Source organism: Maridesulfovibrio salinus (assembly GCF_055394525.1).
In genome coordinates this window covers 3,912,309-3,925,345 of sequence record NZ_AP042461.1, presented here as the reverse complement: position 1 = coordinate 3,925,345, position 13,037 = coordinate 3,912,309, and the positions used below count along the sequence as shown (strand labels likewise).

The 13,037-nt window shown below is 48.2% G+C and carries 10 protein-coding genes; 6 read left to right on the top strand and 4 right to left on the bottom strand.

What is annotated here, in order from left to right; genetic code table 11:
- Nucleotides 1-3: 3 nt before the first annotated feature.
- The 6 genes from ACZ5PW_RS18110 to ACZ5PW_RS18085 are packed head-to-tail and all read left to right on the top strand — an operon-like array spanning nucleotide 4 to nucleotide 6,616.
- Nucleotides 4-2,139 (top strand): SulP family inorganic anion transporter, encoded by a 2,136-nt coding sequence (locus ACZ5PW_RS18110; RefSeq protein WP_464556312.1) that lies wholly within the window; start codon nucleotides 4-6, stop codon nucleotides 2,137-2,139.
- A gap of 12 nt (nucleotides 2,140-2,151) precedes the next feature.
- Nucleotides 2,152-3,366, top strand: coding sequence for a response regulator (locus ACZ5PW_RS18105; RefSeq protein ID WP_464556311.1), 1,215 nt, complete (start codon nucleotides 2,152-2,154; stop codon nucleotides 3,364-3,366).
- Between the two features lie 27 nt (nucleotides 3,367-3,393).
- Nucleotides 3,394-5,133: a sensor histidine kinase gene (locus ACZ5PW_RS18100; protein ID WP_464556309.1), complete on the top strand. Its 1,740-nt coding sequence runs from the start codon at nucleotides 3,394-3,396 to the stop codon at nucleotides 5,131-5,133.
- Between the two features lie 4 nt (nucleotides 5,134-5,137).
- A complete protein-coding gene (locus ACZ5PW_RS18095; RefSeq protein WP_464556307.1) occupies nucleotides 5,138-5,494 on the top strand; it encodes a response regulator in 357 nt (118 codons plus the stop codon).
- Nucleotides 5,495-5,513: 19 nt separating this feature from the next.
- Nucleotides 5,514-6,146, top strand: a complete 633-nt coding sequence (locus tag ACZ5PW_RS18090; protein ID WP_464556305.1) for a sensor histidine kinase — start codon at nucleotides 5,514-5,516, stop codon at nucleotides 6,144-6,146.
- Between the two features lie 41 nt (nucleotides 6,147-6,187).
- On the top strand, nucleotides 6,188-6,616 hold the full coding sequence (locus ACZ5PW_RS18085) for a response regulator (protein WP_464556303.1): 429 nt from the start codon (nucleotides 6,188-6,190) through the stop codon (nucleotides 6,614-6,616).
- A gap of 161 nt (nucleotides 6,617-6,777) precedes the next feature.
- Here the strand turns inward: ACZ5PW_RS18085 and hypF are convergent, their stop codons facing one another.
- Genes hypF through ACZ5PW_RS18065 form a run of 4 tightly spaced genes read right to left on the bottom strand, consistent with a single transcriptional unit; the run spans nucleotide 6,778 to nucleotide 12,992 of the window.
- Nucleotides 6,778-9,135: a carbamoyltransferase HypF gene (gene hypF / locus ACZ5PW_RS18080; RefSeq protein ID WP_464556302.1), complete on the bottom strand. Its 2,358-nt coding sequence runs from the start codon at nucleotides 9,133-9,135 to the stop codon at nucleotides 6,778-6,780.
- A gap of 40 nt (nucleotides 9,136-9,175) precedes the next feature.
- Nucleotides 9,176-10,114: a DUF362 domain-containing protein gene (locus ACZ5PW_RS18075; protein WP_464556300.1), complete on the bottom strand. Its 939-nt coding sequence runs from the start codon at nucleotides 10,112-10,114 to the stop codon at nucleotides 9,176-9,178.
- Nucleotides 10,114-11,520, bottom strand: coding sequence for a hypothetical protein (locus ACZ5PW_RS18070; RefSeq protein WP_464556297.1), 1,407 nt, complete (start codon nucleotides 11,518-11,520; stop codon nucleotides 10,114-10,116). The genes ACZ5PW_RS18075 and ACZ5PW_RS18070 overlap by 1 nt, the downstream gene beginning before the upstream one ends.
- A complete protein-coding gene (locus ACZ5PW_RS18065; protein WP_464556295.1) occupies nucleotides 11,517-12,992 on the bottom strand; it encodes a sulfite exporter TauE/SafE family protein in 1,476 nt (491 codons plus the stop codon). Before ACZ5PW_RS18065 ends, ACZ5PW_RS18070 begins: the two co-directional genes overlap by 4 nt.
- Between the last annotated feature and the right edge of the window lie 45 nt (nucleotides 12,993-13,037).

The window sequence follows — 13,037 nt, the reverse complement described above, 5'->3', positions numbered from 1 at the left end:
TTCATGCTTACCAGAATTTTTCCTTTTCTGGACTGGTTTAAAAAGTACAGTGGCGCAGCTTTCAGAGCGGATATCATTTCCGGCCTGACTGTGGCACTCGTTCTTATCCCCCAGTCCATGGCGTATGCGCAGCTTGCGGGAATGCCTGCTTACTACGGTCTTTACGCCTCCCTGCTTCCTCCTATGGTTGCAGCTCTTTTCGGTTCCAGCCGCCAGTTGGCCACCGGCCCTGTTGCGGTTGTGTCGCTTATGACAGCAGCTTCTCTTGAACCTCTGGCGACAGCCGGAAGTGAGGGGTATATCGCCTATGCACTGCTTCTCGCTCTGCTGGTCGGAATTTTTCAGTTTCTGCTGGGTGTTCTTCGTCTAGGACTGGTTGTTAACTTTCTTTCCCACCCGGTTGTAAACGGTTTCACCAACGCGGCGGCTATCATTATTGCTTCCTCACAGCTTTCCAAGATGTTCGGTGTTTACGTGGATAAAGCCGAACTTCACTTTGAAACAATAATGAGAGTTATACATGGGGCTTTCCATTACACCCATCTTCCTACGCTGGGTATGGGGGTACTGGCATTCGCAATCATGGTGGGATTGAAAAAGGTCAACCCGAAAATTCCGAACGTGCTTTGTGCGGTTGTGATAACCACAGTGCTTTCCTGGGCGACCGGATTCAACCATGACACTGTTGTTGAATTATCCGCTATTCAGGATAAGCACGCTCAGGATGTTATTTCCGAGTTCAACAAGTCCGTAACAGGTATCGAGCAGCTTGCCCTTAAACGCACCCAGATTGCTGCCCTTGAAGACAAAGCCAAGGCAGACAAAGACCAGATCGGTTTTTATGATGCTGAACACGATCTTCATGTAGTGAATTACGAGGTTAATGTTTTAAAACATAAGTCGCATGAACTTCGTGCTGAACTGCGCTCCATGCTTTTCAGCGGAGTAGAGCAGTCTGACGGCTCAATGAGCTTTTTTCTGCAGGGCAATGTCCCGGCCGGAATGCAGGATGACGGCCGCACCTGGCGTCTGAAGGTCGGCAACAAACTGCTTAAGACCGATTCCCTCAAAATGATGGGCGGCGGGGCTGTTGTCGGAACAATTCCTTCCGGTTTTCCTCCGATTGCCATTCCCACTCTCGATTTCAAAGTTATTTTGAAACTGTTTCCTTTTGCAGTTATCATTTCGCTCCTCGGTTTTATGGAGGCTATTTCCATTGCAAAGGCCATGGCGGCGAAAACAGGCCAGAAGCTTGATCCCAACCAGGAACTTATCGGTCAGGGACTCGGTAACATGCTCGGTGCGTGCGGCTCAGCATATCCCGCTTCAGGCTCTTTTTCTCGATCGGCGGTTAACCTGCAGGCAGGGGCTGTGACGGGACTTTCAAGTGTTTTTACTTCCGCTATCGTGGCGGTTACGCTGATGTTCTTCACCCCTTTGCTTTACCATCTACCGCAGGCTGTTCTTGCTGCCGTAATCATGATGGCGGTTATCGGACTGATCAACGCGTCCGGTTTTATGCATGCATGGAAAGCACAGAAGTATGATGGCGCAATTTCTATCATTTCTTTCGTAGCGACCCTTGCTTTTGCACCGCACCTTGATAAAGGTATTATGATAGGTGTTGCATTGTCTCTGGGGGTGTTTCTTTACAAGAGCATGCGCCCGCGTGTCGCTGCTCTTTCCAAAGATGAGAACGAAGTCCTCCGCGATGCCAATGTTCACGGACTGCGCGAATGCGATCATATTGCGGTCGTTCGTTTCGATGGGCCGCTGTTCTTCGCCAACGCGAGTTTTCTTGAAGACCAGATTACTGACCGTCTTCTGGAATCTCCGAACCTGAAGCACATCATACTGGTCTGCAACGGTATCAACGATATTGATGCATCCGGAGAAGAAGCTCTTTCACTGATTGTCGATACTGTACGCAGCGGTGGACGTGATATCTCCCTTTCCGGTGTCAATGAAGCGGTAATGGCTGTGCTTGAACGCACCCATCTGCTCGAAAAGATCGGCAGGGATCATGTTTATGCTGATACTGAAACTGCTCTGTGCAAGACTCACGCTCAGGCCCATGTGGACGGCACCGAGTCTGATTGTCCTCTCACCACCTACTGCCGTATCAGCGGTAACGCTTAGTGGAGGTTTTTAATGTCTGATCTGTTTATTTTCAGCGGTCTGTTCTGCCAGACGGAATCAGTGATAAAACGGCTGATGGACAATGGTGAATTCAAGCTCGTGACTGATGATGATCTGGTTGCTGACGCAGCAGAACTCGGCGGTATGGATAAGAAGGCCGTTGCAAAGGCCTTTTCTCATAAGACATCCATTTTCAATAAATTCAGCCACGAGAAAGAGCGGGCTGTTTCATGGCTCAGGCTTGCCCTGGCTAACAAGCTCGCAAAGGGTGAAACTCTTCTCGTTTCAGGTCTGGTCACACAGCTTTTATCTCAGGAAGTGGCGCATGTTCTTAAGGTCTGCCTTATTGATGATGTGCACAAGAGAACAGCAATCGCCCTGAGCGAAGAGGGGTTTTCCGAGAAGGATGCTGTTAAGGCTATGCAGCACGCTGATGAAGAAGCTACTGTATGGGTTCGTGAAGTCGCAGGTAATAATGATCCCTGGGCTTCATCCCTTTACGATATGGTCGTGCCCGTTGGCAAAACCGGTGTAGACGAATCTGTCGCTCTGATAAGGGAGCAGCTGGGCAATGCGGCTGTGCAGGTTACCGAGCAGTCCAGGCAGGCAGTGCAGGATTTTCTGCTTGCGGCGCAGGTTGAGACCGTACTGGTTTCAAAAGGCCATAACGTGGAAGTTGCCGCCGTCAAGGGAACCGTTACTATCTCCATTAACAAGAAAGTTCTCATGGTGGAGCGTCTTGAGAAAGACCTGCGCGAAATAGCAGAACCTCTTGAGGGTGTTGAAAAGGTTGAAATCAGTTTCGGCAAGGATTTCTATGAGGCTGATATCTATCGCCGCATGGATTTCGAGCTTCCTTCACGTGTTCTTCTGGTTGACGATGAACGCGAATTTGTGAAGACCCTTTCCGAGCGTCTGCTCCTGCGTGATCTCGGTTCTGCGGTTGTATACGATGGTGAGTCCGCTCTTGACGTGGTCAAGGAAGATGAGCCTGAAGTAATGATCCTTGACCTCAAGATGCCCGGCATCGACGGTATCGAGGTACTGCGCAGAGTCAAGGGAGAACGTCCCAATATCGAAGTGATCATACTTACGGGTCATGGTTCTGAAGCAGACCGCAAGACCTGTATGGATCTGGGCGCGTTCGCTTACCTGAACAAGCCCGTGGATATCGAGGTGCTCAGCCGCACACTCAAGGAAGCTTACGCGAAAGTCCGTAATTCATAAGATAAACAATCTCCCCGGAGAAGGACCATGTCGATCAAAGGATTATTCAAACCGGAATTCTGGGATGCGGAAACTCAGTCCTCAGGACCTTACAAGCGCTTGTTTGACTACAAGCGTATCTGGCAGCTCTGTTTCGCTATTCTGGTAGTGGTTTCTCTTATTCCGATTCTGATCATGGCTTCTATCGACTTGAGTGTCACCGGGAGTGCAATTAAATCTGAAAATACGCTCCGGGCGGCGAGGACAACGTCCAATACCCGCCGGGCGGTTTCCTACTTCGTGGAGGAGCGGAAGTCCGCTCTCAAGCTCTTAGTCGGGCTTGATGATTTCCGCTCCTTCGACGATAGGAACCGACTTACCGAAATGCTTGAGTCTCTCAAGAACAGCTTCGGAGGATTTATTGATCTCGGAGTGATCAATAAAGAAGGTCGGCAGGTCGCATATGTTGGTCCGTACAATCTTGAGGGCCGTGAATACACCGGGCAGGACTGGTTCAAGCAGGCTGTTGAGAAGGGAGTCTTCGTAAGTGAAGTCTTTCTCGGTTTCCGGGACAGTCCTCATCTGGTTATCGCTTTGAAACATTATCTGGACAAGGAAAAGAAAAGCTTTAAAATCCTACGCGCGACACTGGATACCAAACAGTTCAATAATATTTTTTCAAGCCTTGATCTTTCTTCCGGTGAAGATGTTTTTCTGGTGAACCGGGAAGGAAGGCTTCAGACGCCTTCGCGCTGGAACGGTGCCATTTTCACTCAGGTGAGCTTTGATCTCCCGCAGAAGTCTTTCCGCACAAAAGTCGAGGAAATAGAGTTTAATAATGGCGGACCTGCCATGGTTGGATATGCTTATATCGAACACACTCCTTTCGTGCTTCTTTTTGTAAAGACCAAGGAAGAATTCATGGGGGCATGGCAGAGTTCCAGAGATACGGTCACTTGGCTGACGGTTGTAAGTGTTGCGGTAATTCTAGTGGTCATGTGGGGTGTGGCTTCTTATCTGGTCGAACGTATTTATATCGCGGACAAGAACCGGTCAAAGGCTCTGCAGCAGATGGAACACCAGAACCGGATGGCATCCATAGGCCGACTGGCGGCTGGGGTTGCACATGAGATTAATAATCCGCTTGCAATCATAAATGAAAAGTCTGGCTTACTTAAGGATCTGTTTACATTCAGCAAAGCCTACGAGGCCGATGAGCGGGTGCTGGGACTGGTCGATTCGGTTATCGAATCCGTTGAAAGGTGCGGCCGCATAACCAAAAGGCTGCTCAGTTTCTCCCGGCAGACCGATGTCGATTTCAGGCCGGTTTATCCTCGTAAGATTATCGAAACGGTCCTCAGTTTTCTTGAGAAGGAAGCCGAGTACAGATCCATTGATGTTCAGGTCAGCGTTGATGATTCCATTTATGAAATAGTCACGGATCGGGGAAAACTTGAGCAGATACTCCTAAACCTGATAAATAATGCTTTTCAGGCTATGCAGGATGGCGGTTCCCTTGAAATCGGAGTCAGGCGCTGCGATAAAAAAGAGATCTGTTTTGAAGTCAGGGATAGCGGGTGCGGGATTCCTGCCGCGGACCTTAAGAAAATTTTTGAGCCTTTCTATTCAACAAAGAAGCAATCTGGTGGAACAGGGCTTGGACTGTCCATTACTTACGGGCTGGTTCAGGATCTTGGCGGTGATATGAAGGTTAAGAGTGAACTCGGGAAGGGTACGGAGTTTACATTTACACTGCCGACTGTTCCGGTAATAAATGGAGACAGGTAGGATAATGAGAATATTACTTGTAGACGATGAGCCAGAACTCGTTTCTGCGCTGGCGGAACGTCTATCTTTCAGAGGGTTTGATTCTGAATGGGTGACCTCCGGCGAAGAAGCTATTCAGAAAGTTGAGGAAGCTGAATTCGCTTTGGCCGTTCTGGATGTAAAAATGCCGAGAATGAGCGGACTTCAACTGCGTAAGAAGCTTGAAAAGATCAGACCTGATATGAAGTTTATATTTGTATCCGGTCACGGATCGGAAGACGATTACAAGTGCGGCAGGGAAGAAGCGGCCTGTTATCTTGTCAAACCGGTCAGGATTGAAGATCTGGTTGATAAGATCAATCTGGCTCTTGGAAGTGAATAAACTTCAGGGAGAAATAAACATGGAATCAACAACACTGCCAAAAGATCGTGATGGGCTTGAGTTTTTCGGACAGATCAGCGCGGCTATTTCTCATGATCTTAAAAATGTTCTGGCTATAATCAACGAAGATGCAGGGTTGCTTCAGGATTTTTCGTTGATGGCCGCACAGGGTATGGAGTTGGACCCGGAAAGGCTGGGCAGGCTTGCCGAAAAGATTCAGGTTCAGATCAAACGGGGTGACTCGATCATCAAGAACATGAACAGATTTGCACACAGTGTGGATCTTCCTGAGTGTGAAGTTGATTACCGTGAACTTACAGCACTCGTGATTTCCCTTCTTACCAGACTGGCATCGAGAAAATGCGTCACAGTCATTCTGGATGAGAGTGATCCTGTAAAGGGCAAGGGTGATCCGTTTATTATACAGAGGCTCATTGCCAAGATTCTTGAAGTGTGTATGGACAATGTCGGGAATGACAATGAGCTTAAAATCGGGGTGGCCGCAGAGAATGGGCTGGGAGTCATCAGGATCGAAGGGCTGAGTGAGCAGATTCCGGAAGATTCACTGGGCGGTCTGGAAAAAATAGCCGAAACAGCGGGTGCTTCTCTTGAGTGCAACCCGCAGGATAAAGTTTTAACAGTTAAATTTTAACTACTTTTTAAACTGCACTATGATGCAGGTGGAGAGAAATCATGGCAGAAAAAGTACTCCTCGTTGATGACGAAAAGGAATTTGTTGAAGGTCTGGCTGAACGTATGGAACTGCGCGGTATGAACGTGACTGCATGCACCAACCCGCAGGATGCTCTGGACAAGGTTGATTCGGAATCTTTTGACGCGATTGTTCTTGACCTCCAGATGCCCGGCATTGACGGTATTGAAGCCCTTAAGCACATAAAAAAGACCCATCCTGAAATGCAGGTTATTCTTCTCAGCGGCCACGCTACCGTGGAAAAGGGAATTGAGGCCATGAAGCTAGGTGCTATGGATTTTGTTGAAAAACCTGCTGATATTAACATTCTCACTGATAAAATTAAAAAAGCTCAGGCAAAAAAAATGATTATTGTCGAGGAGAAGACCGAAGAAAAGGTTAAAGATATTATCAGCCACAAGGGGTGGTAGGGGCGGAAAGCTCGATACCCTTGTGTTAGATATTATTCATTTTTTGATCAGGGTTGCCTGATTATATGCAAGTCTGTTTTCTGAGTGAATTAAAATGAACAGCCGCAAGTCCAAAAGGAGTTGCGGCTGTATTTTTTAGGATTCTCCCCGAGGGAGAAGAATTATTTTTTTTTTCTGTTGAGCAGAAGCTGTCCATAGACCGCCTGCCCAAGTGAAATACAGGCGTCATTGGGGGGCAGATAACGATGTACCAGAGGAGTCAATCCCCGTTTCTGAAGTTCCACAGGAAGCTCAACCGCAATGGTCAGGTTCTGCATGACACCGCCGCTTAAGCCCACGGTTTTTACTCCTGTCTGTCCCGCAATAATTTCGGCACACTCGGCAAGGCCGAGGATCAGTCCCCGGTGAAACCTGCGGCTGATCACGGCTGGCTTGATTCCATTCACCCTGTCCTCATATGCCTGCCTGAAAAGTTCTCCCGTTTTGATTTCAAAGGGTGGCTCATTTTGCAGTAAAGGACAGCTGTATGCTCCCTGCTCTTCCATATCCTGAGCTTTCTCCAGAATAATGGCGGCCTGTCCTTCGTAAGTAATCACTGAACAGAGTCCGAGCATAGCGGATACTGCATCGAAAAGACGTCCGCAACTGCTGGTGGGCGGGCAGTTTATATTCCTTTCAAGAATCTGATCAAGCATGGCCAGTCCCGGCTGAACGCTTTCGGGGACTGGAATATTCATTGTATCGAGGTTTAAATCTTTTGCAGCTGCATAAGCAATACGCCAGGGCTCGCGAACAGCAGCCTCCCCGCCGGGAAGACGCAGGTGGGTGAAGCGGGCCAGTCTTTTGTGTTCAAGTTTATCATTATCTACATAAAGACATTCACCGCCCCAGATGGTGCGGTCCTCGCCCAGCCCGGTCCCGTCAAGGGCCAGTCCAAGCGCAGGTCCGTTGTATTTGTTTTCAGCTAGAACGGAGTGGATGTGGGCGTAGTGGTGCTGAAGGGCTTTTGTTTCAAGTCCTTCGTCAAGTGAAATTTCTTCGGCCAGTGCCGTTGTTAAATAATCCGGATGAAGGTCATGGACTATGAGTTCCGGTTTTACTTTGAGTATTGATTGAAGATGCTGGCGTATCTCTTTCCAGAAGTTTGCGGTTTCAAGGTTCTGCATGTCACCGATATGCTGGCTGCAGAATGCCTGATCGCCTTTGGTCAGGCAGAGGGTGTTTTTAAGTTCCGGTCCGGTCCCGAGCACACAGGGGCCGTTGTTGGATAGAAAAACAGGTGAAGGGGTGTAGCCTCTTGCCCGGCGCATGAGAACAGTGCGGTAAGCGGATTTATTTTTCAGCTGCTGGTCAAATTCAGGTACTGAGCGGGCAACGGAATCATCAACACGGATGAGAATATCCCGGTTGTGAAATAGAAAAATGTCAGCGATTTGAGGGAGTCTCTTCAGAGCCTCTCTGTTACCGATGCAGATGGGAGCGGAGCTCATGTTGCCCGAAGTCATGACCAGCGCAGCCGGATCGTTTGTACACAGGTCGAAAAAATATTTCAGCAGCACCTGATGCAATGGAGTGTAAGGAACCATCAAACCTATGTAGTCCGTGTCCGGTGCAATTTCAGAAGCAAGCGAGTAGTCCGCTGATTTTGGAGCAAGAACTATTGGCCGCTGCATCCCTTCAAGCAGTTCTATATCATTATCTTTTAGCTCGGCCAGTTTTTCAGCGGCTGAAATGTCATTGACCATGACGGCAAGGGGCTTGTCGGGGCGGCTTTTTCTTTGGCGCAGCTTCTTTACTGCTTCGGGGTTTGTCGCGTCACATACAAGGTGAAAACCACCAAGCCCTTTTACAGCCGCAATATTTCCTGCAGAAAGCAACCGGGCCAGTTCCCGCAATGAGTTCTCGGGAGAGGAAAGATTATTGCCCTTATTGTCTGTTAGCCAGACTTCTGGGCCGCATTCAGAACATGCGTTGGGCTGGGCGTGGAAACGGCGGTCCAGCGGATTTTCGTACTCCTCTTTGCAGTCCGGGCAAAGTGGAAAACATGCCATTGATGTTACCGGGCGGTCATAGGGAATGGAGCGGGTGATCGTATATCTTGGTCCGCAGTTTGTGCAGTTTGTGAAAGGATACTCGAAGCGGCGGTTCTGAGGATCGTTCATATCATTGAAGCAGTCCGGGCAGGTAGCCACATCCGAACTGATCAGCACACAGTGTCCTTCCCCTGCTGTGGATGCAAGGATGCAGAATTCTTCTTCTCCTTCCACTGTCTCCATATCCTTTTTATCAAAAGAGACGATACGGGCAAGACGCGGCAAATCCGAGTTGAAGGTCTGCTCAAAGCCGTCCAGGTCTTCTTCCGGTCCCTGAAGTTCAATCAGAACTCCCTCCGGGCTGTTCAGAACTGTGCCGGATAGATTATGTTTGAGGGCTGTTTTGTAAACAAAGGGCCGAAAGCCGACTCCCTGAACCTGTCCGGTCACGGTGAGCAGTCTGCGGTAAATTCTGCTGTTGTTCATCTGGGGATATATTCTCTTTTTTGCAAATTAATGGGAATGCTCAATTGCGGTTGAAGGGGCTGAGCAGGCTTTTTATTCTGCCCTTTACGAAGCGCACAGGTTCAAATTCCATTGGGCTTAATTTCTCGGGAATTACAAAGTCGGTGGTATCAAAATCGTCCGGCGGTTCTATTACATATTCTATATGCTCGGGGTGGTAACCGAAGATTTTCTGTTTTGCGCATTCCCGCCAGAGCAGAACCTTTTTGGGACTGAGTCCCAGAAGCATGTAAAAGGCGGTATCTAGAGCGTACTGATTACTGGATCCGGCCAGAAGATTCATGGTGTAGGGTTTGCCGTTGATCGGCCCTGTTACATGCATGGGGTAGATGGCGTCCATAATGTTGAATCTTACCGGCAGGGCTTTGTTCACTTCAATGATCATTTTTTCCATAAGCCCCGGATTCTCGCCGAACCGGGTATGCGCGTATGCTTTACGAAATCCTACAACTGTACCGAAAAGATTTTTCACTGCTCCGGTTACCAGGAACTGCCCATGCGCTTTGAACTTAGGAACATTGATAATCATATCTGTTTCAAGAGCGTCCCTTGATATCCCGATTGTTTCACCGAAGGATAATTTAAGCGGAGTGGGGCGGCCGAGATTTTTTATTTTAAGCCCCATTCTTTCGAGTCCGGAAGTCATGTCTATCGCCTTGGAAACATGCGCGGCGGAGCCGTAGCCCGGAGAGTCCGCCACCGTGATTTCTGCACCGCAGTCTTTAAGATAGCGGCATACCGCCAATGTGACATTGGGATGTGTGCAGGCAAGTTTGTTCTTGGAGGACACCAGATTAGGCTTGACCAGGACTTTTGCTCCCGGAGGAATTTTGAACCCGCATTCCTCCATTATAAGCTCTACAGCGGTGTTCATTATGGTTGACTCGTATTCAAGAATACGGAAAAAAGCCACCGCTTCTCTTTTGCGTTTGGTGCTCATTAATTTTTATCCTGTTCCTTGGCTTCCGGTTTAGGTCGCGTTTTTCCGGTTTTCCCACTCTGCTTCTGCTGAATGTCGGGAGTGGCTTTTTCTCTTTTAGCCGTTCCGTTTGTTTTACTCACTTTGCGGGTAGTTACTTTTTTTGAGTTATTTTGTGAAGTTTCGGGGGAGGGCTTCTCTGCAGTTTTTTTGACCTGACGGACTTTCTTGGGAGTTGCGTCTCCTGAAGAAGTTGAATCAGTCGTATTTTTCTTTTTAGGGATCTGTTTTTTTACCGCAACGGACCGATTTTGCATTTCCTGCTTTTTGTCGGCGGCAACGTTCTTCTTTTTAGTGGCAGTCCGTAATGGGGCCGCTGTCTTCTTATCGGCAGCACTTGAGGTTTTGTTAACTGCTTTTTTGGATGCCTGCTTAGGACTGTTGGCGGCTGTTTTCTTTTTAGTACTAACTTTTTCCGGGTCGGATTTCTTTTTACCCGTCTTTCGGGCTGCGGGTTTTGCTTTATCTTTATTCTGTTCAGGATCAGTTTGTTTCTTGAGAGCTTCCTTGTTTGTTCTTTTTCCTTCCCTTGTCTTCAACAATTCCTCAGCCTTTTTTTTGGCCCGGGCTTTTTTGGCTGCTTCCATTTTTGCACGTTTTTTCTTCAGCAGTTCTTCCTTTTTTTTGATAGCAGCTTTTTCTTCATCAGAAAGCTCCAGACCAAGCTTGACCCGAAGAGGGTTAAGAAAATTCTCAGAAACGAGTGTTCCGAAAAACATATAGTTGGAAATATCCCAGAAAATGGCAAAAATTAGAATTCCGATGGTTCCGAAAGTAAGGTAGAAGAATCCGGAAGTCTGACCGACCGGAAGGGCCTCTCTCAGGTTGTATGCCGGAACAAGCAGTTTGCCACGAATGTCCCGGACAAGTTTTTCCTGCCTGCTCAGGTTGAGTGCGGCCAGAGCCGGAGACATTTTTTTCAGAATCCTGTCCAGCATATACATGGATTGCATGTACGGCATGGAGTACTTTTTTTCTATCAGATCAAATCTGTTGGCATACAGGAGACTGATGTCGTCCATGAAAAACTGGAGAGTGTAACCGAGGTCTCCCTGAATATTAACTGAGCGTCCTTTTGGTGTTACGGTCAGTTTATTTGCCAGAAATATCATGGTTGCTATCCGTGCCTTTTCATTACTCCGGAAAACCATCGTTGTTCTGAAATTCCTGCCCAGATTGATTTCATTTTCTTCTGTCAGCTTTTTGAAGGGCGGGCGCACTCCTTTCCTAAGTGAATTGAAGGCAGTCTCCATAGTCTGGAAGCCGTTCTTTCCTTCAAAAAGGGGAAGGTACATTGACCCAACCGCCATTAGACTTGCAGCGAAAAGCACGGCTGATATCAATAGCGTTTTCATGGAAAAAGTCATTTGCCGTTCTCCTGTTGATCGGTTCTCTTGTCGGGAGGAGTCAACGATTCAACAAAGCCGGTTCCAAAGGCATAAATAAACCAGCCGCAGAATGTAGCCATGCCTATGAACATTATCCATGTGCCGCTCTGACTGAGAGTTGAGGCAATACCGTGAGGAATTGAAGCTCCGGATTTGTTCAGAAGGGCTGGAAGGGCCAGCAGACGGTTCAGCATCACTGATATCACAAGAAGGGCGGTTAAGCCTTTAACACGGTATGGCTGTATATGTTTCAGAGCTTTACTGCCCAGATGCAGGCCGGTCGAGGTTCCGAATATTAGCCCGGTAATGCAGTAGATATTGATAAGGCCGTCCAGTCCGTATGTTCCCATACTCAGAATTCCGGTTGAGATTGCCAGTCTGGCGAGATCGGTTCCCGCCACCAGCGCGGCCACACATCCGAATCCTTTAGTAAGAATAGTGAAACTGAGGATTACACCGCCGGACCCGGTCAGGGCCATGAAGAACCCCCCGGCCATGGCGAGAAGAACAGGAGGAATGACAGGAATACGATCGTATGCCGGTTTGGATTCGGACTGCTCCGGCAGATCTTCCATGCCCCCGCGTCGCATAATAGCAGGTTCAAGATCGTCTTCTGATTGGTCCTTGATGGTCCCGGGAAATTTTATGTAAGGGGGCAATTTTATTGTCCGCATGGTTCGGGCAATGGGCCAGGGCTCTTCATCGGGATACAGGTCATCTTCGAATTCAGCTTTTTCAGGTTCTTCTGTCTGCTCTGCTGTATTCTCTTTTTCCGAATTTTCGCCCTTTTTCTTTTCCGTTTCTCCTTCTTTGGATTCATCCTTATTTTCTTTATCCGGAGATTCCACTTGAACTGCAACTTCCCTGTTCTCAGCCTCTTTTTCTTTCTTCAGTATCTCAAGGGCGTACTGGTGTGCCGATTCTCTGAATTCAGGAACTATAATGAATGAGTAAACCGCAAGCCACAAAATGATCATTGAAGATATGAATACATCACTCCCGGCCGGGTCTGCGAGAAAAACGGTTTTACTTAGCTTGTAACCTCCGAATCCGCCTATTGTCGTCCCTGCCATGAGGTATAGTGCCAGCATGTAGTTGATACGTTTGTTGATACCCATGCGCATTGACTGGATAGAGCTGAATATGAACAGCCGGAATATTTCCGAACCAATGGCATAAACTCCCGAGATACCGGCGCTCATAAGTGCGGGGACAACCACCAGACCGCCCCCGGCCCCGATGGCAGAACTCAGCAGCCCGGCGGCGAGTCCAATGGCAGTGGAAAGCCAGAATCCGGGTTCACCGCTTTCTGGCAGAGAGTAGGGATTGTTAACATTACCTATTATATTGGGGATTTTAATTTCTGAAGCAGCCTGAAGCATGTCCGGAAGGAAAAGGACTGCAACAGTGGAAATGAAGATGGAAATGTAGAGGCCGGACGACTTTTTCATGTAATCCTCTGCCTGATTGGTTAATTATTTTCTTTACATATAAAA

Bases quoted from the DNA above. Each gene is read 5' to 3' on its own strand.
- ACZ5PW_RS18110 (WP_464556312.1), top strand. From the start codon at position 4: ATGCTTACCAGAATTTTTCCTTTTCTGGACTGGTTTAAAAAGTACAGT.
- ACZ5PW_RS18105 (WP_464556311.1), top strand. From the start codon at position 2,152: ATGTCTGATCTGTTTATTTTCAGCGGTCTGTTCTGCCAGACGGAATCA.
- ACZ5PW_RS18100 (WP_464556309.1), top strand. From the start codon at position 3,394: ATGTCGATCAAAGGATTATTCAAACCGGAATTCTGGGATGCGGAAACT.
- ACZ5PW_RS18095 (WP_464556307.1), top strand. From the start codon at position 5,138: ATGAGAATATTACTTGTAGACGATGAGCCAGAACTCGTTTCTGCGCTG.
- ACZ5PW_RS18090 (WP_464556305.1), top strand. From the start codon at position 5,514: ATGGAATCAACAACACTGCCAAAAGATCGTGATGGGCTTGAGTTTTTC.
- ACZ5PW_RS18085 (WP_464556303.1), top strand. From the start codon at position 6,188: ATGGCAGAAAAAGTACTCCTCGTTGATGACGAAAAGGAATTTGTTGAA.
- hypF (WP_464556302.1), bottom strand. From the start codon at position 9,135: ATGAACAACAGCAGAATTTACCGCAGACTGCTCACCGTGACCGGACAG.
- ACZ5PW_RS18075 (WP_464556300.1), bottom strand. From the start codon at position 10,114: ATGAGCACCAAACGCAAAAGAGAAGCGGTGGCTTTTTTCCGTATTCTT.
- ACZ5PW_RS18070 (WP_464556297.1), bottom strand. From the start codon at position 11,520: ATGACTTTTTCCATGAAAACGCTATTGATATCAGCCGTGCTTTTCGCT.
- ACZ5PW_RS18065 (WP_464556295.1), bottom strand. From the start codon at position 12,992: ATGAAAAAGTCGTCCGGCCTCTACATTTCCATCTTCATTTCCACTGTT.